Annotated in this window: 25 protein-coding genes; 3 read left to right on the top strand and 22 right to left on the bottom strand. The window is 64.0% G+C overall.

Annotation, left to right across the window (positions count from 1 at the left end; genetic code table 11):
• Positions 1-130 precede the first annotated feature (130 nt).
• From QMG56_RS12910 to QMG56_RS12900, 3 genes are read left to right on the top strand one after another with little or no spacing between them, the layout of a single operon-like run.
• On the top strand, positions 131-637 hold the full coding sequence (locus QMG56_RS12910) for a hypothetical protein (RefSeq protein WP_169574011.1): 507 nt from the start codon (positions 131-133) through the stop codon (positions 635-637).
• Positions 638-672: 35 nt separating this feature from the next.
• Positions 673-1,110 (top strand): YeeE/YedE family protein, encoded by a 438-nt coding sequence (locus tag QMG56_RS12905; protein ID WP_024018485.1) that lies wholly within the window; start codon positions 673-675, stop codon positions 1,108-1,110.
• Positions 1,107-1,532 carry a DUF6691 family protein gene (locus QMG56_RS12900; RefSeq protein ID WP_031308708.1) on the top strand — a complete coding sequence of 142 codons (426 nt, stop codon included), beginning with the start codon at positions 1,107-1,109 and terminating at the stop codon, positions 1,530-1,532. The genes QMG56_RS12905 and QMG56_RS12900 overlap by 4 nt, the downstream gene beginning before the upstream one ends.
• Positions 1,533-1,584: 52 nt before the next feature.
• Here the strand turns inward: QMG56_RS12900 and QMG56_RS12895 are convergent, their stop codons facing one another.
• The 22 genes from QMG56_RS12895 to QMG56_RS12785 all read right to left on the bottom strand — a co-directional run bounded on the left by QMG56_RS12895 (position 1,585) and on the right by QMG56_RS12785 (position 26,462).
• Positions 1,585-2,760 (bottom strand): MFS transporter, encoded by a 1,176-nt coding sequence (locus QMG56_RS12895; protein ID WP_024018484.1) that lies wholly within the window; start codon positions 2,758-2,760, stop codon positions 1,585-1,587.
• A 214-nt stretch (positions 2,761-2,974) separates the two neighbouring features.
• Positions 2,975-3,442: a response regulator gene (locus QMG56_RS12890; RefSeq protein WP_309298561.1), complete on the bottom strand. Its 468-nt coding sequence runs from the start codon at positions 3,440-3,442 to the stop codon at positions 2,975-2,977.
• Between the two features lie 46 nt (positions 3,443-3,488).
• Complete coding sequence (locus QMG56_RS12885) at positions 3,489-4,115, bottom strand: response regulator transcription factor (RefSeq protein WP_031308706.1); 627 nt, start codon at positions 4,113-4,115, stop codon at positions 3,489-3,491.
• Positions 4,105-5,637 (bottom strand): PAS domain S-box protein, encoded by a 1,533-nt coding sequence (locus QMG56_RS12880; RefSeq protein WP_088181988.1) that lies wholly within the window; start codon positions 5,635-5,637, stop codon positions 4,105-4,107. Before QMG56_RS12880 ends, QMG56_RS12885 begins: the two co-directional genes overlap by 11 nt.
• 467 nt (positions 5,638-6,104) lie before the next feature.
• Positions 6,105-7,664: a multicopper oxidase family protein gene (locus QMG56_RS12875; RefSeq protein ID WP_024018479.1), complete on the bottom strand. Its 1,560-nt coding sequence runs from the start codon at positions 7,662-7,664 to the stop codon at positions 6,105-6,107.
• A 366-nt stretch (positions 7,665-8,030) separates the two neighbouring features.
• Entirely contained in the window at positions 8,031-9,227 is a 1,197-nt protein-coding gene (locus QMG56_RS12865) for an acetate/propionate family kinase (protein WP_031308703.1), read from the bottom strand.
• Positions 9,224-10,645: a bifunctional enoyl-CoA hydratase/phosphate acetyltransferase gene (locus tag QMG56_RS12860; RefSeq protein WP_066608841.1), complete on the bottom strand. Its 1,422-nt coding sequence runs from the start codon at positions 10,643-10,645 to the stop codon at positions 9,224-9,226. The genes QMG56_RS12865 and QMG56_RS12860 overlap by 4 nt, the downstream gene beginning before the upstream one ends.
• Positions 10,646-10,648: 3 nt before the next feature.
• On the bottom strand, positions 10,649-12,406 hold the full coding sequence (locus tag QMG56_RS12855; protein WP_024018194.1) for an alpha/beta hydrolase: 1,758 nt from the start codon (positions 12,404-12,406) through the stop codon (positions 10,649-10,651).
• 158 nt (positions 12,407-12,564) lie between these two features.
• Positions 12,565-14,946, bottom strand: a complete 2,382-nt coding sequence (locus QMG56_RS12850) for a phosphoketolase (RefSeq protein WP_031308588.1) — start codon at positions 14,944-14,946, stop codon at positions 12,565-12,567.
• A 2-nt stretch (positions 14,947-14,948) separates the two neighbouring features.
• Positions 14,949-15,116 (bottom strand): hypothetical protein, encoded by a 168-nt coding sequence (locus QMG56_RS12845; protein WP_169793963.1) that lies wholly within the window; start codon positions 15,114-15,116, stop codon positions 14,949-14,951.
• Between the two features lie 43 nt (positions 15,117-15,159).
• The gene (locus tag QMG56_RS12840) at positions 15,160-16,026 is read right to left on the bottom strand and encodes a F0F1 ATP synthase subunit gamma (protein ID WP_024018191.1); all 867 of its coding nucleotides are present in this window, start codon (positions 16,024-16,026) and stop codon (positions 15,160-15,162) included.
• Positions 16,023-17,543 carry a F0F1 ATP synthase subunit alpha gene (locus QMG56_RS12835; RefSeq protein ID WP_024018190.1) on the bottom strand — a complete coding sequence of 507 codons (1,521 nt, stop codon included), beginning with the start codon at positions 17,541-17,543 and terminating at the stop codon, positions 16,023-16,025. Before QMG56_RS12835 ends, QMG56_RS12840 begins: the two co-directional genes overlap by 4 nt.
• Positions 17,524-18,276 carry an ATP synthase F0 subunit B gene (locus QMG56_RS12830; RefSeq protein WP_024018189.1) on the bottom strand — a complete coding sequence of 251 codons (753 nt, stop codon included), beginning with the start codon at positions 18,274-18,276 and terminating at the stop codon, positions 17,524-17,526. Before QMG56_RS12830 ends, QMG56_RS12835 begins: the two co-directional genes overlap by 20 nt.
• A gap of 1 nt (position 18,277) precedes the next feature.
• Positions 18,278-18,520, bottom strand: a complete 243-nt coding sequence (locus QMG56_RS12825) for a F0F1 ATP synthase subunit C (protein WP_010405656.1) — start codon at positions 18,518-18,520, stop codon at positions 18,278-18,280.
• Entirely contained in the window at positions 18,517-19,221 is a 705-nt protein-coding gene (locus QMG56_RS12820; RefSeq protein ID WP_024018188.1) for a F0F1 ATP synthase subunit A, read from the bottom strand. The genes QMG56_RS12825 and QMG56_RS12820 overlap by 4 nt, the downstream gene beginning before the upstream one ends.
• On the bottom strand, positions 19,218-19,484 hold the full coding sequence (locus tag QMG56_RS12815; protein ID WP_024018187.1) for an ATP synthase subunit I: 267 nt from the start codon (positions 19,482-19,484) through the stop codon (positions 19,218-19,220). Before QMG56_RS12815 ends, QMG56_RS12820 begins: the two co-directional genes overlap by 4 nt.
• Positions 19,481-19,762 (bottom strand): AtpZ/AtpI family protein, encoded by a 282-nt coding sequence (locus QMG56_RS12810; protein ID WP_024018186.1) that lies wholly within the window; start codon positions 19,760-19,762, stop codon positions 19,481-19,483. The genes QMG56_RS12815 and QMG56_RS12810 overlap by 4 nt, the downstream gene beginning before the upstream one ends.
• Positions 19,759-20,169, bottom strand: coding sequence for a F0F1 ATP synthase subunit epsilon (locus QMG56_RS12805; RefSeq protein WP_024018185.1), 411 nt, complete (start codon positions 20,167-20,169; stop codon positions 19,759-19,761). The genes QMG56_RS12810 and QMG56_RS12805 overlap by 4 nt, the downstream gene beginning before the upstream one ends.
• Positions 20,166-21,584, bottom strand: coding sequence for a F0F1 ATP synthase subunit beta (atpD, locus tag QMG56_RS12800; protein ID WP_024018184.1), 1,419 nt, complete (start codon positions 21,582-21,584; stop codon positions 20,166-20,168). Before atpD ends, QMG56_RS12805 begins: the two co-directional genes overlap by 4 nt.
• Before the next feature lie 171 nt (positions 21,585-21,755).
• Positions 21,756-22,994, bottom strand: coding sequence for a hypothetical protein (locus QMG56_RS12795; protein ID WP_281822825.1), 1,239 nt, complete (start codon positions 22,992-22,994; stop codon positions 21,756-21,758).
• Positions 22,995-23,206: 212 nt separating this feature from the next.
• Entirely contained in the window at positions 23,207-23,974 is a 768-nt protein-coding gene (gene ppk2 / locus QMG56_RS12790) for a polyphosphate kinase 2 (RefSeq protein WP_281822824.1), read from the bottom strand.
• A gap of 79 nt (positions 23,975-24,053) precedes the next feature.
• The gene (locus QMG56_RS12785) at positions 24,054-26,462 is read right to left on the bottom strand and encodes a cation-translocating P-type ATPase (RefSeq protein ID WP_010405647.1); all 2,409 of its coding nucleotides are present in this window, start codon (positions 26,460-26,462) and stop codon (positions 24,054-24,056) included.
• Positions 26,463-26,517 lie beyond the last annotated feature (55 nt).

Genomic DNA, 26,517 nt, shown 5'->3' with positions numbered 1-26,517 from the left:
TTCTGGCGCAACAGCATCTGGCATATCCGTCCCGCACTCATAGGGCGCCGCATCCGAGCCGGCATAAGCACGAGAAGCATTCGTATATTTCCGTAGAGACCCGGCGCGACCCAATTGCGACTTTCAATGCATGGAGGCGGTCATGAACGAGTGCGATATTCCTTACTTGCTACGGCGCGTGCGCGCCCACCGGTCACAGGCAGCGGCGGCGAATTGCCCCGAGGCGCGCTTGATCCACCGACGCTTCGTCGAGAATTATCAGCATTTGCTGGTGGGAATACGGCGGGACCAACTTCGTGAGCGAGGCGACCGGGGAAGCCAGCCTTGTGCTGAACGCGCCTGCCTTTGCGAAGGGCAAGACCCGGAAATGGCCCAGAGCCGTCGCGCAACATCCGCAGCCGCCGCAGCGGGTGAACGTGGAGAAAATGAGGCGGTCCCAGCCATTCGGTACAAGCCGGCCAGCGTACTGGTCCATCACGACCTGACCGCCCTTGGCCGACAGAGCGTTCCTGAAGCCCCTCAGCTTTTCAACGCGAACGTAACTGTCGCGACGGCCAGTGCTGCGACGGCGGCACACCAACGCATCAACCCTGCCGACCGCCAGGCTCAAGCGATGGCGATGGACGCCACAGCCTGAATGGCGCCATTGAGGTTGCCGCTGGATATGCTCTGATGGACTGGACCAACGCCACGCCGCTCGCTGCCTTGACGGGCGGAATATTGATCGGATTGGCGTGCGCGATCATGTTGCTCGGCCTCGGCCGGATAGCGGGCGTGAGCGGCCTCGCCGCGCGTGCCTTCGCCCTCTCACAGACTGGCCCGCCCTGGAGCATCGCTGCGGCTTTCATTGTCGGCCTGCCGTTCGGAGCGGGGATCGTGAACCTGATCTCAGGTCCGGTAATTGCCCGTTTTCCATCCTCGCCGGCGGTGGTCCTGATCGGCGGGCTGCTGGTCGGCTTCGGTACCCGGATGGGCAGCGGCTGTACCAGCGGCCACGGCGTGTGTGGCCTCTCCCGCCTGTCAGCGCGATCGATCGTAGCAACTTTGAGCTTCGTGAGCTTTGGCTTCGCGACCGTCGCGGTGATGCGCGTGCTAGGCGTTTCGTGGTGAGGGTCCGCATCCCTATCGCACTCATTGCCGGGCTCCTGTTTGGCGCAGGACTCGCCTGTTCCGGCATGTCAGATCCGACCCGCGTGCGTGCCTTCCTCGATCTGTTCGGAGGCCGCTGGGACCCTACGCTTGCTTTCGTGATGGGAGGCGCCATCGCCCCGATGGCCTTGGCCTGGGTGATCCGGCGGCGGATGGAGACGCCACTTGCCGACAGCCGCTTCTCGCTGCCGGATGCCCGCGAGATCACCGCGCGCCTGATCGGCGGTAGTGCAATCTTCGGGATCGGCTGGGGAATTGCCGGCCTCTGCCCCGGTCCGGCGATTGCGGACCTTGCCATCCGCCCGACGCTTGCCGCGCCCTTCGTGATCGCGATGCTGGCAGGGTTCGCGGTGCACCGCTTCATCGATCGCCCGAAGATCTGAATCGGAGCCGGCCCTTTGATGTACTTTGACGACGGAGCAAACGAGAGGCGCCTCAATCTTTCAACCGTAACGTCATCGCCGTGACCGCCAACGCGGCGGCAGCGGCAAGCCACAGCATCAAATGCTCCGACGCGCTTGCCCATCCAGTGACGATCGACGCCGCAGCCTGACTGGCGCTCACCGCCGCGTACTGGAGCGCAAGGCCCGAACCCTGCGTGCCCGGAGACGCTTTCGACGTCAGATAATTGGTGAGCAGCTTCAGCGTCGCGGTGCTCCAGCCGGCGAGCAGAAATACAGGCACGAGCACCCACAAGGTCCGGGCGAAGACGGCAATGATCAATGCGGCGGCCAGCCCGGCGAGCATTGGCCGCAACAGCCAGGCCGCGCCGACCGTGACTCTGCGCCCTGTGAACGGGACGAGCTGCGCCACCAGCATCGCTGCACCGCACAGAGCGAACAGCATCGAGACGTTCTCGCGGAACAGATCCCGCGCGCCCGATCCAAGCGACAACGTCAGATGCAGAACGGTGAGGCACCCGGACGCAATGGCCGAGATCAGGAGCAGCGGGACAAGCGCCTCACGCGCTTTCGGGCGTGGAACGCTGCCGACCGGACCAGTGGCACTTTCCCGTGAAACCAGAAGAAGACCGGGCATGGCGATCGCGCTCAATGCAGCTGGCGCCAGGAATGGCGACGTTGCTCCGAGCGCCACCGAAATTTCTCCAAGGAGCGGGCCGGTCAGGTCGCCCGCGAAGACCAGGGCGTTCAGCCAGGTGAACTGACGCGCTCGCCGAACCAGATCTGGTGAACGATCGGCGACCATCGCAAATGCCGTCGGCACGACGGCCGCCGCAAACACGCCATTGAGCAACCGCAAAACATAGAGTCGCTCGAATCCGACCGCGGAATACAACGCCATTGTCAGGCTGAAACCCAACAGCCCCACGACCAGGATCGGCCACCGTTTCCACCGGTCGGAAATCCAGCCCCATAACGGCGCCGAGAGACACCCTGCGATCTGGGAAACCGTGACCAGGGCGACGACAAGGCGCCCTCTCGCGAGGGCACTCGCGTCCGGAGACATTTGACCCACCATTTCTGGCAGGAATGGCAGGACGACGCTATTACCCAGGGCAACCGCCGTGGCCGCGAAGAGAAGAACGACGAAGCCAAGTTCGCCCCGATCGCGCGCCGCTTCGATGACCGTGGCGGGCAAGCTCGCCTCCATATGCTACGACCCGGCCATGAATACCCGGATCGCGCTGGCCCCGCCCTTGCAGTCACCAGGGCCGGGCGCGCCCGCGAAGAAGATCGCACGCGGAATCGCGCGCATATCCACCATCAGAAGGCGGCGGAGAAAATGCCTTGTGGGACGAGCGCCGGTCCCGGGAAGGTGCGAGGATGTCGCAGAGGTTCCGATCACGGCGCGATATTCCATTTCCCTAGCAGTGATCGCTGCCAACTTTCCGCCCGGCGGAGATTACTTCGCCGATGGTCTGTACCAGCACACCATCGCGCAGAGGTTTCTCGAGCACAGCGGCAAAGCCCGCTTCCTGCGCGCTTTCGGCGAGCTTATCGGCGTAATGCGCCGTGATCAGGATCGCCGGCCCACACCAGCCCGCCGACCGAAGCTTCCTCAGGATCGAAATGCCGTCGATGTCCGGCATAAGATAATCGACCACGAGGCAATCGCCCGATTGCGTTTGCGGATCGAGCAGCAAGGCAGTGCCACTCGCATAGGACAGGACGCCAAAGCCGCGGGACCGCAACAAGAGATGAAGGGACCTGCGTACCGAGACATCGTCGTCAGACAACAGGATCAGGGCCGCTTTCTCGCTCGTTTGGTGATCGATAACGCCCATGACCGACGATGCTGCCTCTTCGCTGATCCACCCTCGGATCCTGGGCATGCATCGCAAATGAACAGGAGGCCGTCGCTACGTAGTGATCCCAAGCTCACGATTCCGGCGCATCGCCCAATCCGGCCGAAAACGCGATCCTCAGCGCGTCCGACAGGCTATGCACTTCGAGCTTGGTCATGAGGTTCGCCCGATGAACTTCCACCGTTCGAGTCGATATGTCGAGATCATAGGCGATGGTCTTGTTGGGAAAGCCGTTGGCGAGGCCGATGAGAACCTCTCGTTCGCGAGGCGTGAGCACGGCGACCCGCACCCTCGCCTCCGCCTCTCGAAGCGACCGCGCGTCGGACTTATCGAGCCTCGAGAAAGCCACGCCGATCGAGGCCAGGAGCGCGGTCTTCTCGAACGGCTTCTCCAGGAAATCGACCGCCCCTGCCTTCATGACGCGAACCGCGATCCCGACATCGCCATGCCCGGTCAAAACGATCACCGGCATGGTGACACCACGCTCTGCAAGCACCTCCTGGACCTCGAGCCCGTCCATGCCGGGCATGCGAACGTCAAGCAGAATGCATCCCGGCTCAGCGGTCTTGACGGCTTTCAGAAACGCAATGCCGGAGGCATAGGTCTGGACGGCGAATCCCGATGTCTTCAGCATGAAGCCGGCCGACTTGCGGATGGATTCTTCGTCATCGACCAAATGGACAATACGTTTAGGCGTCATGCTCATCCTCCGGGCGGGCCTGCATCAAGGTGAAATGAAAAGCAGCGCCTCCGTTCGGCGCGCCGTCGGTCCAGATCCGGCCGCCATGGGCTTCGATGATCGTTCGACAGATCGAAAGGCCAAGGCCCATGCCGTCGGTCTTGCTGCTCACAAAGGCTTCGAAAAGTTGGGGCGCGACCTGCTCGGATATGCCTGGGCCCGTGTCCGCCACGGACACCTGAACCATTGCCTTCGGCCGCCGCCGCGTCGTGATCGTGAGGTCGCGAATGGCGACCTGCGCCATCGCCTCGACCGCATTGCGGATCAGATTCACGAGGACCTGCTGAACCTGTATGCGATCGGCGAGCACCGGCGAGGCCGCCGGATCAAAATCGAAAAAACTGCGAACGCCTCGTTCACGGGCGCCGACAAGGCCGAGAGCAGCGGCTTCCTCAATCAGCCGCGGCAAATCCTCGATCCGCTTCTCGGTCTCCCCTCGCGCCACGAAATCACGAAGTCTTCGGACGATATGCCCCGCGCGGTGGGACTCCTTAGCTGCCTCGTCGAGCGCGTCGCGCACGATCGCGACGGTCTCGGCATCGGGATCGACAAGCAGGTCGCGCGTCGTTTCCAGATAATTGGCGATCGCGGTAAGCGGCTGGTTCAACTCATGGGCCAGCGTCGACGCCATCGTGCCCATCGCGCTGAGGCGCGAGACGTGAATCAATTCGGCTTGCAGCTCCTTGAGCTGCAGTTCGTTGCGGTCGCTTTCTGTCAGGTCGTGAATGAAGCCCGTGAAGACGCGGTGGCCACGGTGACCGGCCTCTCCGATCGAGAGTTCCATCGGAAAGGTGGTACCGTCCCGCCGTTGGCCAACGACGATCCTGCCAATACCGATGATCCGCCGTTCGCTCGTCGACAGATATCGGCCGATATAGGAATCATGCCGTTCACGGTCCGGGGACGGCATGAGGCTGCTCACATTGGCGCCGAGCACCTCTGCTTCCGAATATCCGAACAAGCGCTCGGCCGCGGCGCTGAAGGACGTTATCAGCCCGCGCTCATCGATGATGACCATGGCATCGGGAACTGTATCCAGGATCGACTGGAGATGCTGCTCGCGGGCAACGATCGCTTCCTTGGTCGCGGCTTCATCGGTCGTGTCGCGCAGGATCTTGCCATAGCCGCTCAGCTGGCCGGCCTCATCGTGGAGCGCCGTCGTCGTCAGATGGGCGAGGAACTCCGACCCGTTTTTCCGAACGCGCCAAGACTCTTGCTCGACCCGGCCAAGCTGCTCCACCTGCGCGAGGTGCCTATCCGCAACGCCCGCCGCGATATCTTCCGCGCAATACAGGAACGAATGGTGTTTCCCGATCGCATCGGAGCTGGCCCATCCCGTAATTTCTTCACAGCCGGCGGTCCAAACTGTCACGAGGCCCTTAGGGTCAAGCGCATAGACGGCGTAATTTGGCGCGCTCTTCACTACCTGAATGATCGTGCCCGAATCGGGATCGAGGCCATTCGCCTTTTGGCTCTCAATCATGCCCCCATCCATCTCCCCGTCATCCACAGTCAAACAAGGTTAGAATGGATTTGCGGACAGGCGCCGACAGCCGTCGGAGGCAGGGTTTCTGCCATCGTTCCCACCATGCACCCGGCGAGCGAAAATCGGCGTTGGCTTTCGAAACGAGACATCAAGCGTGGCTCCCCATAACTCTATACGCAGGAGCAGCGGTTACCCCTCACGCTCCGTTTCCCCGGTCACGGCGTCCGAGCTATCGGGCTGCGCCAAGATCATCATTGTGGACCTTGGACCATAGTCCTGGGTCAAGCGATATTGACGAGCCTAAAACGGCAGCGCCTGGAGAGTTCATGCTGTCACGAAGATGTCGCTGGACGAGAGTGGCACGGCCAGGCGTTGCCGTCCGAGCGACAGGGGCCACCGGCGTTGGCCGCGTCCGTGAGATGCACCCGCTCCTGGCAGGCTTTGGGCGACGCACCCGGATTGAATCAACCGACCGTGAATTGCCCCATCATGCCTTCATCCTCATGTTCCAGGATATGGCAGTGATACATAAAAGGTGCTTTGGTGGCCGGCTGGTCGAACCGGACCAACAATTCTACCGCCTCCTTCACGACGATCGTATCGCGAGGCCCCTGATCGAGAAGGTCCGGGTCGTCGCCATCGCGGCGTAGCACGTCGAAATGCACGCCGTGGATATGGAAGGGATGCGCCATCTTCTTCCCGGAGACTTTCCATATCTCGACGTCCCCGAGACCGACTTCCTCGTCGATGCGATCAATGTCGAACGGCCTGTCGTTGATCGCGTATGCGCCGTCATCGCTGTCCATCATACCGCCCATCGACATATTGAGCACGAAGCGCCGGCGCCTTACGGCCGCTTCAGGATCTGGTACGGTGCGTGCCGCCAGGAGCAGTGGTACAGCGGCTGCGGCCCGCCCGCCCAAGCCCGGGCGCGGTGAGAAGGTCAGCACCGTCTCCGTCGTTGAAGCGTCGTCTTCATCGTCGTGATGGTCGCCCATCATTCCCATACCTCCCATCATCCCCATCATCGACGCGCTCGCATCTTGAGCGGTGACCAGAGCGACCGGCTTGCCATCGGCGAAGCTTACCAATATCTCGGCACGCTGGCCGGGTGCCAGGGTGAGGGCCTGCAGTTCGACGGACCTCGCCAGGAGACCGCCCTCGGTGCCGATCCAATGAAACGTCCGGTCATCGCTGAACGAAAGCTCATAGATGCGGGCGTTCGAACCGTTCACGAGCCGCAACCGCACCAGGCGGTCCGGAACATCGGCCCGAGGCGTGGGTGCGCCATTGACCAGAATCGTGTTGCCACGGCGGCCCTGCGAAGCAACCATCATGCCGGTCGGCATGACCAGCCGGCCATCCTCGAATTGCCGGTCCTGAATCAGGACGGGCAGATCATCAACGCCATAGTCCGACGGCAGTCCAAGGCCCTGCTCTTCCTCATCCGTCACAACCAGCATGCCCGCGAGCCCCGAATAGACTTGCTCACCCGTCAACCCATGCGCATGCGAGTGATAGAAGAGGGTCGCCGCCGGCTGGCGGATCGGCAGCGTAGGACGCCAGGTCGCACCGGGAGCGATCAGCTGGTGCGGGCTACCGTCCAGTTCGCCCGGCACGAGCAGCCCGTGCCAGTGAACCGTTGTGTCAGCCGACAGGCTGTTGCCGACGGTCATCGTCACATCGTCGCCGCGGTGAACCCGCAGCGTCGGGCCGAGATAGCTACCATTGTACCCGAGCGTGGCGCTTCGCCGGCCAGGGAAGAACGTGGTCTCGCCTTCCTGTGCTCTCAGGTTGATCAGCTGGCCGTGTTGGCGCGCGTCGACCAGGCGCGGGATCGGAAGCGTCCCGGCACGCTCGGGCGAACCGAATTTTCGCGTACACGCCGCCGCCAGGAGCAGACCCCCGCTCGCCAGCAACGTCCGCCGGTTCAGTAACATCATGACCGCCTCCTGGTTGGCGCGGAGCGCCTGCTTTGCTAAATGCGAATTCAGCGAGCCACCAGCTGATCGAGGATCGGGCATCCCGACCGGTCGTCACCACCGCATCGATCCGCGAGATCGAGCAGCGGCACGCGCGTCGTCTGGAGCTTGCGAGCCTGACAGCTGTTCGGCGCGCGTGATGGGCAAGCGACATGACCTCGGCCTGGAGCGCTCGAAATCGCTCCAAAGGGAGAGGGAGACGAGATCCGCGATCTCCACGATAGGAAAACCGAGATCGCGAGCGATCGCGCGATAAAATGGCAACTGGTGGGCGGGAAACGAACAGTCGCGATAACCCGTTATCGCTGCGAAGCCTGGTTCGCATCAGGGCGATCTTCTCATAGTGCCGGATCACCCGCGGTGATACACTGCTCCGCCGGTGCGTGACCGAAGGATCAACACGCGGCCTCACCGCCGCCCCCTTCCATGGCGATTGATAAGAGCGACCGTATGATCGGCGATCACGCGCTCCTCATCAGTGGGAACGATCCGCACGATCACTCTGCTATCTGGCGCGCTGATGACAGGCGCATTCGATGCATTTGCGTCGAGATCAAGAATGACGCCAGTCCAAGCTAAGCGCTCGCAAATCGCAGCCCTAATCTCTGAATCATTCTCGCCAATGCCGGCGGTGAAGACGAGACCGTCGAGACCGCCGAGCGCGGGAATGAGAGCGGCGGCCTGACGGCCAGCTTGCTGGACGAAAAGGGCGACCGCCTCCTTCGCTTCCGGCGCGTCGCTTGCATGCAACGTACGCATATCGCCTGAAATCCCGGACACACCGAGTAAGCCCGACTGCTCATAGAGCAACGTCTCCACCGCCTGTGCGGCCATACCGACCTGAGTCTGAAGATGAAGCACCACGCCGGGGTCGATCGCGCCCGAGCGCGTGCCCATCATCAATCCGTCAAGCGCCGTGAAGCCCATCGTCGTATCGACGCTCGCCCCGGCACGCATTGCGCACATGCTCGCACCGTTGCCTAGGTGCGCGGCGATGACGCGGCCTGCGGCCAGAGCAGGGTCGATCTCGCGAAGGCGGCCCGCAATGTATTCATAGGACAAACCGTGAAAGCCATACCGGCGCACGCCCTGGCCGTGAAAAGCGCGCGGAATCGGCAGGCGCGTCGCCAACGGCGGCATGCCATGGTGAAACGCGGTATCGAAGCAGGCGATCTGCGGCAGCAAAGGCGCCAGCAGGCGCAAGGCCCGGACCGCGGCGAGGTTATGCGGCTGATGGAGCGGCGCCAATGGGATCAAGGCATCGAGCGCATCCAGCAAAGTATCATCGATGATCTGCGGCGCGGCGAAGCGCACGCCGCCATGGACGATACGATGGCCGATCGCGGCGACCTTGCGGTCTCCCAATTGGGTTGCCGCCCAGGCAAAGAGGTCCTCGAGCAGATTCTCGTGCGAGAGTGCGTCCCCGCCCGGCCACGTCTTTTCCACGATGGTCTCGCTGCCCGCGTCGCGCGCGACGAGCCGGGGGCTAGTGCCGATACCCTCGATCTTGCCGCCCGCATCGAAGTCGAGCTGTCCGCCCGACAAGCGATAGAGCGCGAACTTGATGCTCGACGAGCCGGCATTGAGACTGACGATCGCCTTCATGCCGGCTTCGCGATCGGGCCGGGCGTGGCTCTGGGGGCGGCCCGCGCCAGCAACAGCGCGATTGCGCATGACGCTACGCTGGTGCGGAGCGAATCCGCCCGGCTGGTGAGAATGATGGGTACCCGCGCGCCCAGCACCACGCCGGCCGCGTCCGCGCCGCCGAGAAAGGTCAGCTGCTTGGCAAGCATATTGCCGGCTTCCAGATTGGGAACGACGAGGACTTCGGCGCGCCCTGCAACGGGGGAGACGATGCCCTTGTCCTTTGCCGCCTTCTCGCTGATCGCGTTGTCGAAGGCGAGCGGACCGTCAAGGACGCCGCCGACGATCTGTCCGCGATCGGCCATCTTGCACAAGGCGGCCGCATCGAGCGTCGAGCGGATCGCCGGATTGACCGTCTCCACGGCAGACAAGATCGCGACCTTCGGACAGGCGATGCCGATGACATGCGCGAGGTCGATCGCATTGCGGATGATATCGGCCTTGTCTTCCAGGCTCGGATCGATGTTGATCGCCGCGTCGGTGATGATGAGCGGCGCCGGATGCCCGGGGACGTCCAGCAGATAGGCATGACTGATGCGGCGCTCGGTTCGCAGGCCCGTCGCAGCCGGAACGACAGCACCCATAAGTTCGTCGGTGTGCAGCGATCCCTTCATCAGCAGCAGTGCTTCGCCCGAGCGGACCAGTTCGACCGCACGCGCCGCGGCGGCATGGCTGTGGGGCACGTCGATCAGGCGGAGGGCACCGATATCCTTGCCGGCGTCCTTGGCAGCCACACGGATGCGAGCCTCGGGGCCGATCAGGATCGGCACGATCAGGCCGGCTTCGGCAGCGGCTGCCGCAGCCAGGATCGCGGCGGTGGTGCAGGGATGTGCGATCGCCGTGGGAACGGGCTCGACGCTTCTCGTCATCTCGATCAGCCGGCGGAAGCCGTCATGATCCGAGAGCTGGATATCGGGCAGCGCCATGCGCGGGCGCCTTACTTTCTCGGTTGGCGCTTTGACCTCAGCCTCGCCGTTGATCACCTCCTCGCCGGCCTGGTTGATGCAGCAACAGTCGAAGACGACGATATGATGCTTGGCGCGCTTCTCGCGTACCGTGACCGACGCGACAATCGTATCCCCCAACCCTACGGGTCGCTTGAACCGAAGGCTCTGGCTCAGATAGATCGCGCCCGGCCCAGGGAGCTGCGTGCCGAGCACGGCCGAGATCAGACCACCACCCCATAGGCCGTGCGCGATCACCCGCCCGAACATGTCGCCGGCGGCATATTCGGCATCGAGATGGGCCGGATTGACGTCGCCCGAAACCAGGGCGAACAGCTGAATGTCCTGCTCGCCCAAGGTCCGCGTGACGCTCGCCGTCTCACCCACGACGATCTCGTCGAAGGTCCGGTTCTCGATCATTTTGAGGCTGCCCATTGCTCAGCGCTCCAGCACATAATGGCCGGGTGCATCGCAGAGCGCTACGAGGCCCCTGTCCGGATTACCCATCGGCGGCGGGGCCTGCGGCGCGCCGGAATGATCGCCGAGCCAGGCCACCCAGTCCGTCCACCATCCCTCGCGCGCCTCGGCCTGGTCCAGCCAATCGTCCGGATCGAGCGCGGGGCGGTCGAGGACGCGGGTCGCGACATGATAGCTGCGGTGGCGATGCCCGGGCTCGGACACGATGCCGGCATTGTGGCCGCCGCTGGTCAGGACGAAGCGGATCTCGGCGCTGCTCAGCCAGTGCAGCTTGTGGACCGACCGCCACGGCGCGACAAGATCGCGCTCGGTCCCCACCACGAAGATCGGCTGACGCAGCGACGAGAGCGTGATCGTGCGCCCTTCGACCTTGAACCGGCCTTCGGCCAGATCGTCGTCGAGAAAGAGCGTGCGCAGATATTCGCTGTGCATGGCGTAGGGCATGCGGGTGCCGTCCGCATTCCATGCCATCAGGTCGGTCATGGGTTCGCGCTCGCCCATCAGGTAGGTGCCGAGGATGTGCGACCAGATCAGGTCGTTGGACCGCAATATCTGGAAGGCGCCGCCCATCTGGCTACTGTCGAGATAGCCACGGCTCCACATCATATTGTCGAGCAGGTTGAGCTGCGCCTCGTCGATGAACAGGCCGAGCTCGCCCGGCTCGCTGAACTCGGTCTGCACCGCGAACAGGCTGAGCGATGCGAAGCGTTCGTCGCCGTCGCGAGCCATGGCCGCCGCCGTGATCGCCAGCAGCGTCCCGCCCAGGCAATAGCCGACGCCGTGGACCTTGTCCGAGCCCGTGATCGCTATGACCGCGTCGAGCGCCGCCATCGGCCCGAGGCGAAGATAGGCGTCGATATCGAGGTCGCGGTCCGCGCTCTGGGGATTGTGCCAGGACAGGACGAACACGGTATAGCCCTCGGCCACCAGCCAGCGGATTAGCGAGTTCTCCGGCGACAGGTCGAGAATGTAATATTTCATGATCCAGGCGGGAACGATGAGGATCGGCTCGGGGCGGACAATCCCGGTCGTCGGCGCATATTGGATGAGCTCGACCAGCGCGTTGCGGAACACCACCTTGCCGGGCGTGATCGCCACCGTCTCCCCGGCGCGGAACGCCTCAGTCCCTACGGGCGGCTCGCCTCGGGCGCGCCGCTCCGCATCCTCCATCCAATGCTTCGCACCCTCGACCAGGCACTCACCACCGGACTCGATGATCTTGCGCTGGAGCACGGGATTGGTCGCGAGGAAGTTGGTGGGCGCGATGACGTCGAGCATCTGCCGTGCCGCGAACGCCACCATCTCTTCATGATGCCTGGACACGCCGCTGATGCCGGTGGTCGCCGCATGCCACCATTGCTGGGTGAGAAGGAAGGATTGCGAGATCAGGTCGAAAGGGAACTGCCGCCAGGCGGGATCGATAAAGCGCCGGTCCTGCGGTAGCGGCTCGATCGCCGGCGCGGCATCGACCTGCCCCACACGTCGCACGGCATAATCGGCAATCCGCTGGACCTTTCGCCCTGCCTTGCCGGCAAGCTGCAGCCGCTTGCCCGGCGATATGGTGAGATGAGCACACCAGTCCAGCCACGCCTGCATCATTGTCACCGGCGACAGGCCAGAGGTCATCTGCGCGATTGCCGCGGCCGAGGCATGGTCGAGCGTCCGAGCGATGCCGTCGAGTGGGTCGCACTTGGCACAGTCTGCGGACGTATCGATCATGCAGCGTTTCTCCGGGGGACGTCGCGGCATGCCCGGCATGGCTCGAAACAACATTACGTGATGTCCCCAGATGCTTGTCCGTTAACGAGCGCACGCGCATAATGCCTGCCATGTCTCTCGAGGCGGGGCTCTCCCAAACCGCCCGTCTCGGTGACCCCTCAGGCTCCAGAGGGCCACCGCCAGTCGCGAACGGCAGGCATATCGATCCCGTGTGCCGCGATGTACCGCTTGTGCTCGACCAGCTGATCATCGATCGTCTGCTTGGCGTAGGCGGCCGCGCTATCGGGCAGCTCCACATGGTCGATAACCTTCCCCATGAGATGGAAGCGGTCGAGATGGTTGCGGACCACCATGTCGAACGGCGTCGTCGTCGAGCCCTCCTCTTCGAACCCGTGGACGTGGATATTCTGGTGGTTGGTACGCTTGTAGGTGAGCCGATGAATTAGTGCCGGATAGCCATGATAGGCGAAGATGACCGGCTTATCCGTCGTGAAGAGCGCGTCGAACGCGCTGTCGCTGAGCCCATGAGGGTGCTGGCTGTTGGGCTGCAACGTCATCAGATCGACGACGTTGACGACGCGGACCTTGAGCTCGGGGAGTTGCACACGCAACAGGCTGACCGCGGCCAGTGTCTCCAGCGTTGGAACGTCGCCAGCACACGCCATGACGACATCCGGCTCTCCGCTGCGATCGTTGCTGGCCCAATCCCAGATACCGATGCCGCGCGTGCAGTGCTTGATCGCCGCATTCATGTCGAGCCACTGGGGTGAAGGTTGCTTGCCGGCAACGATGACATTGATTCGGTCCCAGCTGCGCAGGCAATGGTCGGTGACAAAAAGCAGGGTATTGGCGTCGGGCGGGAAATAGACCCGCACGATGTCAGCCTTCTTGTTGACGACATGATCGACAAATCCGGGATCCTGATGGCTGAAGCCATTATGATCCTGGCGCCAGACGTGAGAGGTCAGCAGATAATTGAGCGAAGCGATCGGGCGACGCCAGGGCACCTCCTTCGCCGTCTTCAGCCATTTGGCGTGCTGGTTGACCATCGAATCGACGATGTGGATGAACGCCTCATAGCAGGAAAACAGGCCGTGGCGGCCCGTCAGCAGATAGCCTTCCAGCCATCCCTGGCAGCAATGTTCGCTCAGCACCTCCATCACGCGTCCGCTGGGATCGAGATGGACATCGTCCGCGATCGTCTCCGCGTCCCAGCTCCGGTCGGTGGCTTCGAAGATCGTCTGCAACCGGTTGGATGCTGTCTCGTCCGGACCGAAAACGCGGAAGTTGCGGGCCTGGGCGTTCTCCCGCACCACGTCGCGCAGGAACGTACCCATCACCTGGGTCGCCTCGCCGTCGCTCTCGCCGGGATGAACAACCGGGACCGCGTAGGATGCGAAGTCGGGTAACCGCAGAGGGCGCATCAGAGCCCCGCCATTGGCATGCGGATTGGCACTCATCCGCCGGTCGCCGCGCGGAGCCAGAGCCGCAATTTCGGGCCGAAGCCGCCCGCCATCATCGAACAGTTCTTCCGGATGGTAGCTGCGCATCCATTCCTCGAGCAGCCCAAGATGCTCGGGCTTGTCCATCGTGAACGGGACCTGGTGCGCCCGCCAGAAGCCTTCGCTCTTCTGCCCGTCGACGATCTTGGGTCCGGTCCAGCCCTTTAGGCTGCGCAGGACGATCATCGGCCAGAGCGGACGCGTCGTGACCCCACCGTCGCGCGCGGCCTTCTGGATCGCGTGTATCCGATCGACCGCGTCGTCTAGCGCGGCCGCTATCGCCCGGTGCATCGCGTCCGGCTCCTCGCCGTCGACGAAGATCGGCAGGTAGCCATAACCGCGAAACAGCGCGTCGAGCTCGGTGTGCGAAATGCGCGCAAGGACAGTCGGACTTGCGATCTTGTAACCGTTGAGATGCAGGATTGGCAGAACGGCCCCGTCGGTCGCGGGATTAAGGAACTTGTTGCTGTGCCACGAGGTCGCCAGCGGTCCGGTCTCCGCTTCGCCGTCGCCGACGACGCAAGCAACGATCAGATCGGGATTGTCGAAGGCGGCGCCAAACGCATGCAGAAGAGAATAACCCAGTTCACCACCTTCATGGATTGAACCGGGCGTATCGGGTGACGCATGACTGGGAATGCCGCCAGGGAAGGAGAATTGCCGGAAAAGCTGGCGCAGGCCATCTTCGTCGGGACCGATGGCAGGATAGACTTCGCTATAGGTGCCCTCGAGCCATGTGTTGGCGACGACACCTGGTGCGCCATGACCAGGCCCGGCGATGAAGAGCGCATTGAGGCCGCGCGCCTTGATGACACGATTGAGGTGCACATAGAGGAAGTTAAGCCCGGGGGTCGTACCCCAGTGTCCAAGCAGCCGCGGCTTGACGTGATCCATCTTGAGCGGTTCGCGGAGCAGCGGATTATCGAGCAGATAAATCTGTCCAACCGAGAGGTAATTGGCGGCGCGCCACCAAGCGTGGATCAGGCCGATCTCATCGCTGGAGAGTGGCTGGCCTGTCGCCTCGGGCTGCGGGTCCATGGTCATTCTTCCTGAAACTGAAAAGGCATGGTTTCCCGGCCGCCGAGCCGGAGCTGGTGTTTGCCGGAGCGCTGATGCGCCACCGCGCAGCGCTCAAACTGCTTGCGCACCCATGAATGGCGCAGACTGCTCACAACATGCGTATTGATACGGATGGCAGTGCCGCACACTTATACCAGGCAATCACGTCGCTTCCGGCATCAGCTCGGCCCCCTACTCCGATACCGCCCTGGTTCGGCCGCGTGCGCGTGCCCCGGCCGCCAGCTCAACCACCTCGGCGGTGATTTCCTCCTGACGCGTCAGCCGTTCCTCGCGTTCAAGTGCCTGGAGTCTGGCGTCGATATTGGTTTTCGCGGCCGCCATCGTCGCCATGCGAGCCTCGTTTTCAGCGGCGAAGGCCTCGGTGGCCGCTTCGCACAGCTGGGCGAAGACATATTCCTGGGCCAAGCGCTCGACGAGGTCGCTTGCCGGCAGATTGATCAGGGGTATCGACCCAACTGGCTCCGGCGGAAACATATCGGGATCGAGCGGCAAAAGGCTGCGGCGGACGACCGACGCACCATGCCCTGCCGTCCAGACCGGATAGATCATTGCGACCGGGACCGCGCCGGCCACGGCCACATAATCGTAGAGGGCGCCAAGCAGTTCGGTTGCCATATTGGCAAGCGCAGCGGCGCGACTGGGAAGGCTGGTGGCCCAAGCGACGGGCAGTGACCGCTCGGCAGCAAGCGCGGCGGCACGGTCGCCGACGAGGAAGAAGTGCGCCGCTTGGGAATCGCTCGCAGCGGCGTTCAAGACCTGCTCTGGAAAGGCGCCCGCGAACCCCTGCTCTGCGCCGAAGACGATAAGACCTGTCTTGCCCTTTGCGCTGTTCAGCGGCGGTGCCGCAGGTCCTGTCTGTAGCTGCCGCGCCTTCCCAATCGCATGACCCGCCGTCGCGGCATAGGCGCGGATCGCGGGCAACAACGCGCGGCCCTGCTGGGCACGGGCGCCGGCGATGCCGCGCATCGCATTGACCACCGCACCGAGTTGCCGCACAGTGGCGATCCGTCGCCCGACAGTGGCCAGACGATCGCTCATGTCGCGGCGCCAGCGCTGGAACTGGCGATCATCCGTTGCACGGCCGCCAACAATGCGGCCCGCAACGTCGCATCCATTGTCCCCTTATCCTCGACCTGCCCTGTGAGCTCGGCGGCGTTGGCATCGAGCCATGACGGCAGCGTCGCGCGGATCGCAGTGATGTCGGGGATCGCCAGGGCATCCAGGAGGCCCTCCGTGAGCGCGATTGCCAGCGCCACCTGATCGACGACCCGCAGAGGCTGGAAGCGCGGCTGGGAGAGTAATGCGCGCAGCCGCCTGCCACGCTCGATCTGGGCCTTCACGCGCGGCTCTGGCTGCTCGCCGAAGCGGGTGAACATCTCGAGTTCGAGGAACTGGGCATAGTCGAGCCGCATCGTGCCGCTCGCGTCCCGCAGCGCCCGGGCCTGCGTCTTGCCGCCCACGCGGCTGACGCTGGTGCCGACATCGACCGCGGGTTTGTGGCCTTCGGCGAACAACCGGGTGTCGAGCACGATCTGCCCGTCGGTGATCGAGATCAGGTTGGTCGGGATATAGGCGCTGACATTGCCGGCATCGGTCTCCGCGATCGGCAGCGCCGTGAGCGAACCGCCGCCCTTTTCGGGCGACATGCGGGCGGCGCGCTCCAGCAGCCGCGAATGGAGGTAGAAAACGTCGCCTGGATAGGCCTCGCGTCCCGGCGGCTGGCCGGTCAGCAGCGCGATCTCGCGGTGCGTGGCGGCATGCCTGGTGAGGTCGTCGAGCACAACGAGCGCATGGCCGCCCTGATCGCGGAAATATTCCGCCATGGTGAACGCGGCAAACGGCGCGATCCATTGCAACCCCGGTGCGGAAGCCGGGCTCGCGACCACGAAGATGCAGCGTTCCGGCGCGCCATGGCGGCGCACCTGATCGATCACGCGCGCGACACTGGAGGATTTCTGGCCGATCGCGACATAGATGCATATCATGTCGCTCGACCGCTGGTTGATGATCGCATCGACGGCGAGCGCGGTCTTGCCGGTCGCGCGGTCGCCCAGGATCAGCTCGCGCTGGCCGCGGCCGAGCGCGAACATCGCGTCGATGACCAATATCCCGGTCTGCACCGGCTGAACGACGAGGTCGCGATCGATGATCGACGGCGCGGGGCGCTCCACCGACTCGAACCGCTCGGCGACGATCGCCGCCCCGCCATCGAGTGGTCGGCCGAGTGGATCGACGATACGGCCGAGCAGTCCTCGCCCCACCGGCGTGCGCACCACTGCGCCGGTGCCCGAGACGATGTCCCCCGCCTCGATGCTGTCAGCATCCTCAAGCATCACGCAGCCGATGCGATCGCGGTCGAGCGTTTGTACGAAGCCCGCCTGACCTCCGGCAAACTGCAGCAATTCGTCGAGCCGTGCCTCCGCCAAACCCGAGACCAGCGCTACGCCATCGCCGATTGATTCGACGCGGCCGATCTGGCGGACCTGTGCGCCGATTTCCGCCGCGGCCACGCGCGTCGCGGCCCGGGCAAGCCATTCATCCGCGGAGCCCGGCATGATCGTCCTCCTTGAGTGCCGCCAGCTGCGTGTCGAGATCGGCTCGCCAGCTGTTACGGACGAGCATGTGCGGTCCATGGAGCTCGAACCCGGCAATCAGCGCGGGATCGACGGTGAAGTTCGGTGCTGCAAGCCCCGGCAGTGCCTCTTCGAGCTTTTGCACGCATCGCGCTTGGGTCTCCCCATCGAGCGCGGCCGGCGTCACGATGGCGAGAGGAGTGTCACCGGCCAGGGCTCGGCGTTCCTCGACCGGCAAGCGTTCGACCCGTTCGAGCAGGGCAGTGAACATCATATCGGTGGTGCCCGCGGCCGGTAGCCGGCGCAGCAACGCAGACGCCATCTGGCCCGCGAGCACGGCCGCGTTTTCCTCTAGCTGTGTCGCCATGCCCTTTTGCGCGTCCTCGACAGAAGCAAGCGCCTGCTTCGCTTTTGCATCGGTCTCGATCGTGGCCGCATCAAGGAGGCGGCTGCGTTCGGCCTCTATGCTGGCCAGCAAAGCTGACCGGCGTGCCTCTCCATCGGCGGCGAAGGCGTCGGTCTGCGCCTTAAGATCCGCTTCCAGCTTGAGCGCAGCTGCCTTTGCAGACTCCGCATCGGCGAGCAGCTGGTCCATAGCCGTCTGGCGCGCGGTGATAGCCCCCATCACCGGACGAAAAAGGAAGCGTGCGAGCAGCCAGACGAGGATGACGACGTTGATCGCCTGCAGCGCCAGCGTCCACCAGTCGATACGCATGTCAAGCGAAGGGATTGGCGAAGAGCAGCAGCAGCGCGATCACGAGACAATAGATCGCCATCGTCTCGATCATGGCCAGGCCCACGAACAGGGTGCGCGAGACGGTGTTCGCCGCCTCAGGCTGGCGAGCGATCGCATCCATCGCTGCGGCGACCGCCTTGCCTTGGGCGAGTGCCGGCGCGATCGCGCCGATGGCGATGGCGAACGCCGCGCCGAGGATGCTGACGATGTGGATCCAGTTCATGAAGAGACCTCGTGGTTCGGCGCTTTCGGGGATGGGTTCGCTTCGCTGATGGCGCTGCCGATAAAGACCATTGCGAGCGCGCCGAAGATGTAGGCCTGGACGGCTCCGGTCAGCATCTCGAGCGCCATCAGCGGGATCGGTACGAGCAACCCGGCAAGGCTCAGCACGACGCCGATCATGAACACGCCGCTCATGACATTGCCGAACAGGCGCACCATCAAGGAGAAGCTGCGGGTGAACAGCTCAACGAGATTGAGCGGCACGAGCAGGATCGACGGCTGCGCGAAACTGCGCAGATAACCGCGCGCGCCAAGCGCCCGGACACCGAACCAGAGCGTCGCGCCGAACACGATCAAGGCCAGCGCCGCATCGGTTTCGAGGGCCGCCGTAGGCGGTTCGACGCCGGGCAAGAGCGATGACCAGTTTGCGACGAGCAGGAAGATGAAGAGCGTCCCGATCAGGGGCAGATAGGGCCGTGGCTCAGCGTCCATCGTCTCGCGAATCTGGCGCGCGATCACTTCGACCACCAGTTCCAGCGCCGCCTGGGTCCTGGTGGGACGAAGGCCGAGCCGCCGGGTCAGAAGCCAACAACCGATCGTCAGCACCGCCATGATGCCCCATGTCGTGACGACCGGCTGGCTGATCGGAACCGGTCCGATCGTGAACAGGATATGGCTTTCGAGCGGAGAGGCGAACTTCACGACACCGCTTTCAGTCGGTGCAGCACGACCTGTCGCGCCGCCATGAACCCGGCCGCAGCCGCGAGTAGGTCCACCCAGCCCTGCCTTGCGGCAACGAGCAGCACGCCGAGCGTCAGAAGCATCCGACCGAGCCGCAGGCCGAGCGACAGCATAATCGATCCGCCATGGACGAGCAGGTCAGCATCCTTCGCGATAGCCAGGTAATGTGCTGTTCCGGCAGCGGCGCCGAGCAGCAGAAACAGGAGGACGGCCCAGGGCGTCATTGCCGCCCGATCCACTTCCAGGCCGACCAGCAGCCGAGGCTCACGCCAAGGATCAGCAGCGGCGCGGTCCAGAAGATACCGCTGGACAGCCGATGGTCGAGCCAGCGGCCGATCGCGAGCGCAATTAACGCCGGCACGACGACCTGCCAGCCAAGCACGCCGATCTGGCCGAAATTGCGCGCAAAGGAGGGCAATCCCCGCGCCCTGCGTCGACGTTCAGCGCGCTGTTTGACCGCGTCCACGAGCCGTTCCTGCTCGGGTGGCAGATCCTGGGTCATAGACCGATCTCCGCCGGCACGCCCTGCAGCGCCTCGACCATGCGCCGGATCGCGCGCATGCGCAGCCGCGTCGCGGCGGTGCGACCGCTGCGTTCGGCATCGCCGCGCTCACGGTAACCCCTAAGCACTACCGTCTCGAGTTCGTCGAGATCATCGCCGACATGCGCCTCGCGCGTCGCGATCGAGACGTCATTGCCGCCACTCACCGTCAGAATGCCGTTGCGCACCGCGCAGTAGCCGGCGCGCCCGTCCATGTCGCGCCAGGAGACGACCGAGATATCGAGCGCGGTCAGGAAATCGGCGTGACCGTTCAGGATCCCAAAGCTGCCCGTCGCATCCTCGGCGCGGATTGCGGCGACCTCCCGGTCGACCATGATCGCGGTGGGATCAGTGATGCGCAGCCTCATGGCTTGGGCCCCACCTTGCCGCGCGCCTCTTCCAGGTCTCCGACCATATAGAAGGCACTTTCGTGCCAGTCGTCGGTCTCGCCACCGAGGATAGCGCGCACGCCATCGAGTGTGGCGTGGAGCGGCACCGATCGTCCGGGCTGGCCTGTAAAAGCCTGTGTTACGACAAAAGGCTGCGTCAGGAAGCGCTGGAGTCGGCGGGCACGGCCAACGATCAGCCGATCCTCCTGTCCCAGCTCCTCCATGCCGAGCAGCGCGATGATGTCCTGCAGCTCGCGATAATGAGCGATCGTCTCGCGGACCTTTTGGGCCAGCGCATAATGGTCCTCGCCCACGACCAGCGGATCGAGCAGGATCGAGGTGGAGGCAAGCGGATCGATCGCCGGGTACATGCCCTCCGCGGCCATCGTGCGTGACAGGAGCACATTGCTGTCGAGATGCGCCGAGATCGCCGTCACGGCCGGATCGGTGAAATCATCCGCAGGCACATAGACCGCTTCGATCGCGGTCACCGATGCGCCCGCGACCGAGGCGATCCGCTCCTGGAGCGCCGCGACTTCGCTCGCGAGCGTCGGCTGATAGCCGACCCGCGACGGCATCCGCCCTAAGAGCCCCGAAACTTCGCTGCCCGCCTGGACGAAGCGGAAGACATTATCCATCAACAGCAGCACATTGCGTTTCTGCTCGTCGCGAAAATATTCGGCGATGGTAAGCGCGGTCAGACCGACCCGCCAGCGCGCGCCCGGCGGCTCGTTCATCTGTCCGAAGACCAGCACGGTCTTCGCGATCACGCCGGAAGTGCGCATGTCGGTGAGCAGTTCATGCCCTTCGCGCGAGCGCTCGCCGATACCAGCAAACACCGACACGCCCTCGTAACGTGCGACCATTGCGTTGATCAGTTCCATCACCAGCACGGTTTTGCCGACCCCGGCGCCACCGAACATCGCCGCCTTGCCGCCCTGCGCGAGGGGCGCAAGCAGATCGATCACCTTGATCCCGGTCTCGAACATCGTCGTCGCTGTGCTCTGGGCATCGAGTGGCGGCGGTTGGCGATGGATTGGGCGAAGCGGAACGTCCACTGGAAGCGCCGCCCCGCCGTCGCCGATGACGCCGGTGGCATCGAGCAGGCGGCCCAGAACCGCATCGCCGACCGGGACCATGATCGCTGCACCCGTGGCCTCGACGTGGGCGCCGCGCGCGAGTCCGCTGGTGGTCTGGAGTGCGACCGCTCGCACGGTGCGCGCATCGACATGGCTCTGCACCTCGGCGATGTGCTTCCCTGTTGGGGTTACGATGCACAGCGCATCGTTGACCGGCGGAAGCGAGCCGGCGGCAAATTCCACGTCGAGCACGGGACCGCGGATCGCGCAAACGCGTCCGCTCGCCTTATCGATGTCGGGTGCCGCGCTGCTCATCTCAAGCTTCTCATGACGGGAGCTAAAGCGAGATCGGGCGGCATCGATATGCGGGACTATACGGATGCTCGTCTCTGCGCCGCGGCTTCGCCGGATCGCTAATGCAATCCGGTCTGGCGAAGTCCGATGTATCCCGACTTTCAGGACGCCAGTTTCGCTGTTCTGTCCGGCTCACGCCTCGCCAGTGGCGCACCTGTCGCAGTCCTGCGACGGATCGCCGCCGCCCGTCAGCAGCACCGGCGCGAAACCACCACCGGCGGTGCGCATATTGGTGGTTTGGCCCTGATATAGTCGTGCAGCGGCAACAAGCGGCTCCCCATCATAGGTGTAGAGACGGACGTCGATCTTGCGCTTGACCATCTCTCCATCCAGCCGGATGGTCCGCTCGCTTGGCCGCACATAGGCTTGGGCGACGTAGTCGCTCTCCAGTATCTCGGCCCATACCGATTTCGTCAGCTTGTCGCCACGATACGCCGCTTTGCTTCCATAGCCTCCCGCTGGCTTGAAGAAGAATTGCCTGCGGCCGGCCCAAAGCCGCTTGGCGGAAGCCTCGTCGACCCGTTCGGTTGCCGGAATGCCGGTATCAAGCGTGTCGACTATTGCCTGGTCGAAACCCCATTCCCGCAGCAGCGCGGTGTCGGACAGCAGGGTGAGATTGCGCTTGTCCGCGAATTTCGCGTGGACATGGGGATTGGGCGTTACGACCACCGAGCCGTCAAGATATGCCGCTCGCAATGCCGAGTGCTCGGGTCGATCGAGCGAGAAATCGACGAGCCGGTTGTAGATGAGATCCACATTCCGGTCCCCATAGCGGAGAGTGCCGGACGCATAGTCGAATTCAGAAGGATCGGCGATGCAGACGCTATGGCCGGCCCGCTCCAGCATATGGCGGGTCAGCAGAAATTCGGGAAACAGATATTGCGATACGGGATCGTCATCGACGATGGCGATGGAGACCGGTTCGCCGCTGCCGCGTTGATAGCGCCATTCCTTCGAGAACATGGCCGCGACCACGGCCTCGAACGAATCTGCGCCAAGAAAATCTGTCGACTCGGAAGGGCAGCAGACTCGTTGTGCCCGCGCGAGCACGGCATTCAACATTGCTCCGCCAGCATTGGTATTTATTTCGATCAGGGCCGGGCCGCGCTCGCTCAGATGGAAGTCATAGCCCATGAAGACGCCGTGCGGACCAAAGTCCTGTCGAGCACTCGGGGGCGCCCAGTCCATGGTGGCGGCCAGATAATCCGGGTGGCGCGCGACCGTCTCGATCGCGGCGATGATGCGCCGCATCCCGGCGAGCTGGGATGCATTGATGAACACCGCCACGTCCGAAAACAGATGCGGGCGCGTTTCCAGAAATGACGCCCCCATCGCCAGATCGCCCGTCTCCAAGATGAGCGCGTCGCTCAAGGCGAGGCGATCCAAGGTCAGACACACGCATTCCAGACATCCGTTCTGCAGGCTTGAGATCCTGGTTTCCTCTAGGCTCGGCACGCTATCGCGTTCCCTGGAATAGCGACGGGACCCAGCGACATAGCCTGATCCTTCTTTGGCTCATGCAAATTTCATTTCACGTGAGCGACGACGACCTCGCCCGCCGCGTGATGACGCAAAAGGCCCGCTCACTGCGCGATCAGCCCCTGTTCTCGGGCGGCATCGTCATAAAGGAAGGCGGTGTTGGGATCAGGGTGGCCATAGCGATCAGAATCCGTTTCCCCCAGCCGGGTCAGCAGATCCCTGATCAGTGCGAGGCGTGCCTGATGCTTGTCGTCCCCGCGAACCACCGTCCAGGGTGCCGCGATGCTGTGCGTGCGGGCGAGCATTGCATCGCGCGCCTTGCTGTAGGCCTTCCAGCGCTTGTTCGCCTGGTCGTCGATCGGGCTGATCTTCCACTGTTTGAGCGGATCCTCGCGGCGGGCGGTCAGGCGCTTCTTCTGCTCCTCCCTCGAGATATCGAGATAATATTTTACCAACGTGACCCCGCAATGTTCGAGCAACTGCTCGAACATCGGCACGGTCGTCAGGAACTCCTCATATTCCTTATCGGTGCAAAACCCCATCACGCGCTCCACGCCGGCGCGATTGTACCAGCTCCGATTGAACAGGACGATCTCGCCGGCAGCCGGCAGATGAGGGACCCAGCGCTGGAAATACCAGGACCGGCGATCGTGATCCGATGGCGGCCCGAGTGCCACCACGCGGGTTTCGCGCGGGCTCAAGTGCTCGACGACACGCTTTATCGTGCCGTCTTTGCCGGCCGCGTCGCGCCCTTCAACGATGACCAGCACCTTGCGGCCATCCTCGATAATTCCCCGCTGCAGGGCGGTGAGCCCGATCTGGAGCGCGCGCAGCTGCTCGGCGTAACGGGGCTCGTTCTTCGCCTTCACCACCGGTTCTTTCTCCTGTCGGCAATCATACACACCACGGTAGCGGGCCGCGAGGGGCCGGGGCCGCACTCGTGGGCCGGTCTCAAACAGCGGCACCAACGGCATTGTGCTCCACCGCTGATGCCCGACTCATGCCGCCCCGACTGATACCCGCCAGCCGGGTGCGCTTCAGCAGCAGCGCGTTGACCGCGACGAGTGCGGAGCTGCCCGACATAGCCAGCGCAGCGACCTCGGGGCTCAGCAGCACCGGATAGAGCACACCTGCCGCGAGTGGAAAGGCGATCACATTGTAGCCGACCGCCCACCACAGATTTTGGTGCATCTTGCGAAGCGTGGCGCGTGAGAGCGCTATGGCACCGACAATATCATAAGGATCGCTCTTCATCAGGACGACATCGGCGCTTTCCATCGCGACGTCAGTGCCCGCCCCGATCGCAAACCCTACGTCGGCCTGGGTAAGCGCGGGGGCATCGTTGACTCCGTCACCGACCATGCCGACACGCTGGCCCTGGGCCTGCAGCTCCTTGACCTTCTCCGCCTTTTGACCGGGAAGCACGTCGGCAAGGACGATGTCGATGCCAAGCTCATCGGCGATTCGCTTGGCCGTGCCGGCGTTGTCGCCGGTAATCATCGCGACCTTGACGCCGCGCTCCCGAAGCGCCGCGACGGTCGCCTTCGCGGTTGGCCGCGCCGCATCCGCTATGGCGATCAACCCGAGAATCTCGCCGCCGCGCGCAACATGGACGACGGTGCGCCCAGCCCCTTTCAGGCGTTCGCCAGGTTCCTCGAGGGCACCCAGCGCGACTTTTCCTTCATCCATGAGGCGCCGGTTGCCAAGCAGCACGGTTGCGCCCTCGACTTGGGCGCTGGCGCCCTTCCCCTCGATATTGGCAAAGTCTCGCGTCTCAGGAAGGGTGATACCGGATGCACCTTCGAGGACCGCGATCGCAAGCGGGTGGTCGGAGTTGCGCTCGATCGCGCCGGCGATGCGAAGCACCTCGTCCCGGGTTATGCCTTCCGCTGTGACAACCTCGACAACGTTGGGCCGGCCCATGGTGAGCGTGCCCGTTTTGTCGAACACGATGACGTCAAGCTTGGTCGCATCCTCGAGCGCGCTGGCATTCTTGAACAGGATGCCGTTCATCGCGCCAAGGCCGGTGCCGACCATTATCGCCATCGGCGTGGCAAGGCCAAGGGCGTCCGGGCAGGCGATCACGAAGACCGTGATCGTCATGGTCAGCGCAAACAGCAGTGTCCCACCCAGCATCCAGTACCAGATGGCGAACGTCGCGAGACCGATCAGAATTGCCGCGAGCACCAGCCACTGCGATGCCCGGTCGGCGAGCAGTTGTGCCGGCGCCTTCGAGTTCTGCGCTTCCTGGACGAGCTTGACGATCTGGGCGAGCGCGGTGTCGGCGCCCACCTTGGTCGCACGGTAGCGGAAGCTGCCGCTGCGGTTGATCGTCGCGCCGATCACTGTGTCGCCGGGCGCCTTCGACACCGGCATCGATTCGCCCGTGAGCATCGACTCGTCGACCTCGGATTTGCCTTCGAGGATTTCGCCGTCGACAGGAATCTTGTTACCCGGCCGGATCAGCACGACATCGCCGGCCAGTACCTCCGCGGTCGGCACTTCGACGTCCTTTCCGTCGCGCTCCACGGTCGCCATAGGCGGCGCCAGATCCATGAGCGCGCGGATTGCCTGGGACGCGCCGGCGCGGGCGCGCATCTCCAGCCAATGGCCGAGCAGGATGAAGATGAGCAGGACCGCGGAAGCCTCGTAAAATTGCTGGCCCTTGAACAGGAATGTCGACGCCACGCTGAACAGATAACCGGTACCGACGCTCAACAGGACGAGCACCGCCATGTTGAGCACACCGTTTCGAAGCGCGCGGATCGCGGCGACCACGAAGGGCCAGACCGGATAGAGGATCGCGGCGCTGGCAAGCAGGAACAGGGTCAGGTCGAGACTGAGTCCGAACATCGGTTTCAGCAGGGGATGGTCCAGGCCCATTGGCGACAGCGCGAAGATCGGCAGGCCAAAAACGAGGCTGACGATAAACCTGTTGCGCATGTCGCGCGCCATCGTCGCCATGTCCTTGCCGTCGCCATGGCCCATCTCGTGCGCCATGGCGTCGTGTTCGGCCGTCACGGGCTTGCGATCGGGAGCAACCGATTTGGCGGCGACTCCATCGGAACGATGATCGGCAGGGTGCGTCGCGGCGGGCAAGACAGAGGACAGGGTTGTGCTTCCGATCACGCACACATGCCGCGGGACGAGCCGGCCGCCGCAATGGAAGCCGCAATCCGCGATCTTCTCCTCTATCGCGGCTTCGCTGGTGCGCGCTTCATCAAAGCTGACGGTGACGCTGTCGGAGGCGGCGTTCGCGGAGACCCGCGTCACGCCGGGAACCCGCAGCAACTGCTTTTCGACCCCGAGATGGTCGAGTGTTCCGAATGATCCACGCAGATCGAAGGTCGACGTCTTCAAGGCAGGTCTCCGAAATCGAGGCAAGGCGCTGCCGACGGGTCGGCAGCCATAGATG

This window comes from Sphingobium sp. BS19 (assembly GCF_027925545.1).
Classification (GTDB): domain Bacteria; phylum Pseudomonadota; class Alphaproteobacteria; order Sphingomonadales; family Sphingomonadaceae; genus Sphingobium.
Note: the sequence above shows the minus strand (reverse complement) of the source record. Positions and strands in the feature narration are given on the sequence as shown.

Excerpts from the sequence above, each read along its gene's own strand:
- atpD (WP_024018184.1), bottom strand. The coding sequence starts at position 21,584 with ATGAGCAGCGCGGCACCCGACATCGATAAGGCGAGCGGACGCGTTTGC.
- QMG56_RS12815 (WP_024018187.1), bottom strand. The coding sequence starts at position 19,484 with ATGACGCCCTGGGCCGTCCTCCTGTTTCTGCTGCTCGGCGCCGCTGCC.
- QMG56_RS12890 (WP_309298561.1), bottom strand. The coding sequence starts at position 3,442 with ATGCCCAGGATCCGAGGGTGGATCAGCGAAGAGGCAGCATCGTCGGTC.
- QMG56_RS12905 (WP_024018485.1), top strand. The coding sequence starts at position 673 with ATGGACTGGACCAACGCCACGCCGCTCGCTGCCTTGACGGGCGGAATA.
- QMG56_RS12910 (WP_169574011.1), top strand. The coding sequence starts at position 131 with ATGGAGGCGGTCATGAACGAGTGCGATATTCCTTACTTGCTACGGCGC.
- QMG56_RS12860 (WP_066608841.1), bottom strand. The coding sequence starts at position 10,645 with ATGGGCAGCCTCAAAATGATCGAGAACCGGACCTTCGACGAGATCGTC.
- QMG56_RS12855 (WP_024018194.1), bottom strand. The coding sequence starts at position 12,406 with ATGATCGATACGTCCGCAGACTGTGCCAAGTGCGACCCACTCGACGGC.
- QMG56_RS12805 (WP_024018185.1), bottom strand. The coding sequence starts at position 20,169 with ATGAGGCTGCGCATCACTGATCCCACCGCGATCATGGTCGACCGGGAG.
- QMG56_RS12850 (WP_031308588.1), bottom strand. The coding sequence starts at position 14,946 with ATGGACCCGCAGCCCGAGGCGACAGGCCAGCCACTCTCCAGCGATGAG.
- QMG56_RS12880 (WP_088181988.1), bottom strand. The coding sequence starts at position 5,637 with ATGATTGAGAGCCAAAAGGCGAATGGCCTCGATCCCGATTCGGGCACG.
- QMG56_RS12810 (WP_024018186.1), bottom strand. The coding sequence starts at position 19,762 with ATGACCCAGGATCTGCCACCCGAGCAGGAACGGCTCGTGGACGCGGTC.
- QMG56_RS12885 (WP_031308706.1), bottom strand. The coding sequence starts at position 4,115 with ATGACGCCTAAACGTATTGTCCATTTGGTCGATGACGAAGAATCCATC.
- QMG56_RS12875 (WP_024018479.1), bottom strand. The coding sequence starts at position 7,664 with ATGCCCGATCCTCGATCAGCTGGTGGCTCGCTGAATTCGCATTTAGCA.
- QMG56_RS12840 (WP_024018191.1), bottom strand. The coding sequence starts at position 16,026 with ATGAGCGATCGTCTGGCCACTGTCGGGCGACGGATCGCCACTGTGCGG.
- QMG56_RS12865 (WP_031308703.1), bottom strand. The coding sequence starts at position 9,227 with ATGAAGGCGATCGTCAGTCTCAATGCCGGCTCGTCGAGCATCAAGTTC.
- QMG56_RS12830 (WP_024018189.1), bottom strand. The coding sequence starts at position 18,276 with ATGCGTATCGACTGGTGGACGCTGGCGCTGCAGGCGATCAACGTCGTC.
- QMG56_RS12895 (WP_024018484.1), bottom strand. The coding sequence starts at position 2,760 with ATGGAGGCGAGCTTGCCCGCCACGGTCATCGAAGCGGCGCGCGATCGG.
- QMG56_RS12825 (WP_010405656.1), bottom strand. The coding sequence starts at position 18,520 with ATGAACTGGATCCACATCGTCAGCATCCTCGGCGCGGCGTTCGCCATC.
- QMG56_RS12835 (WP_024018190.1), bottom strand. The coding sequence starts at position 17,543 with ATGCCGGGCTCCGCGGATGAATGGCTTGCCCGGGCCGCGACGCGCGTG.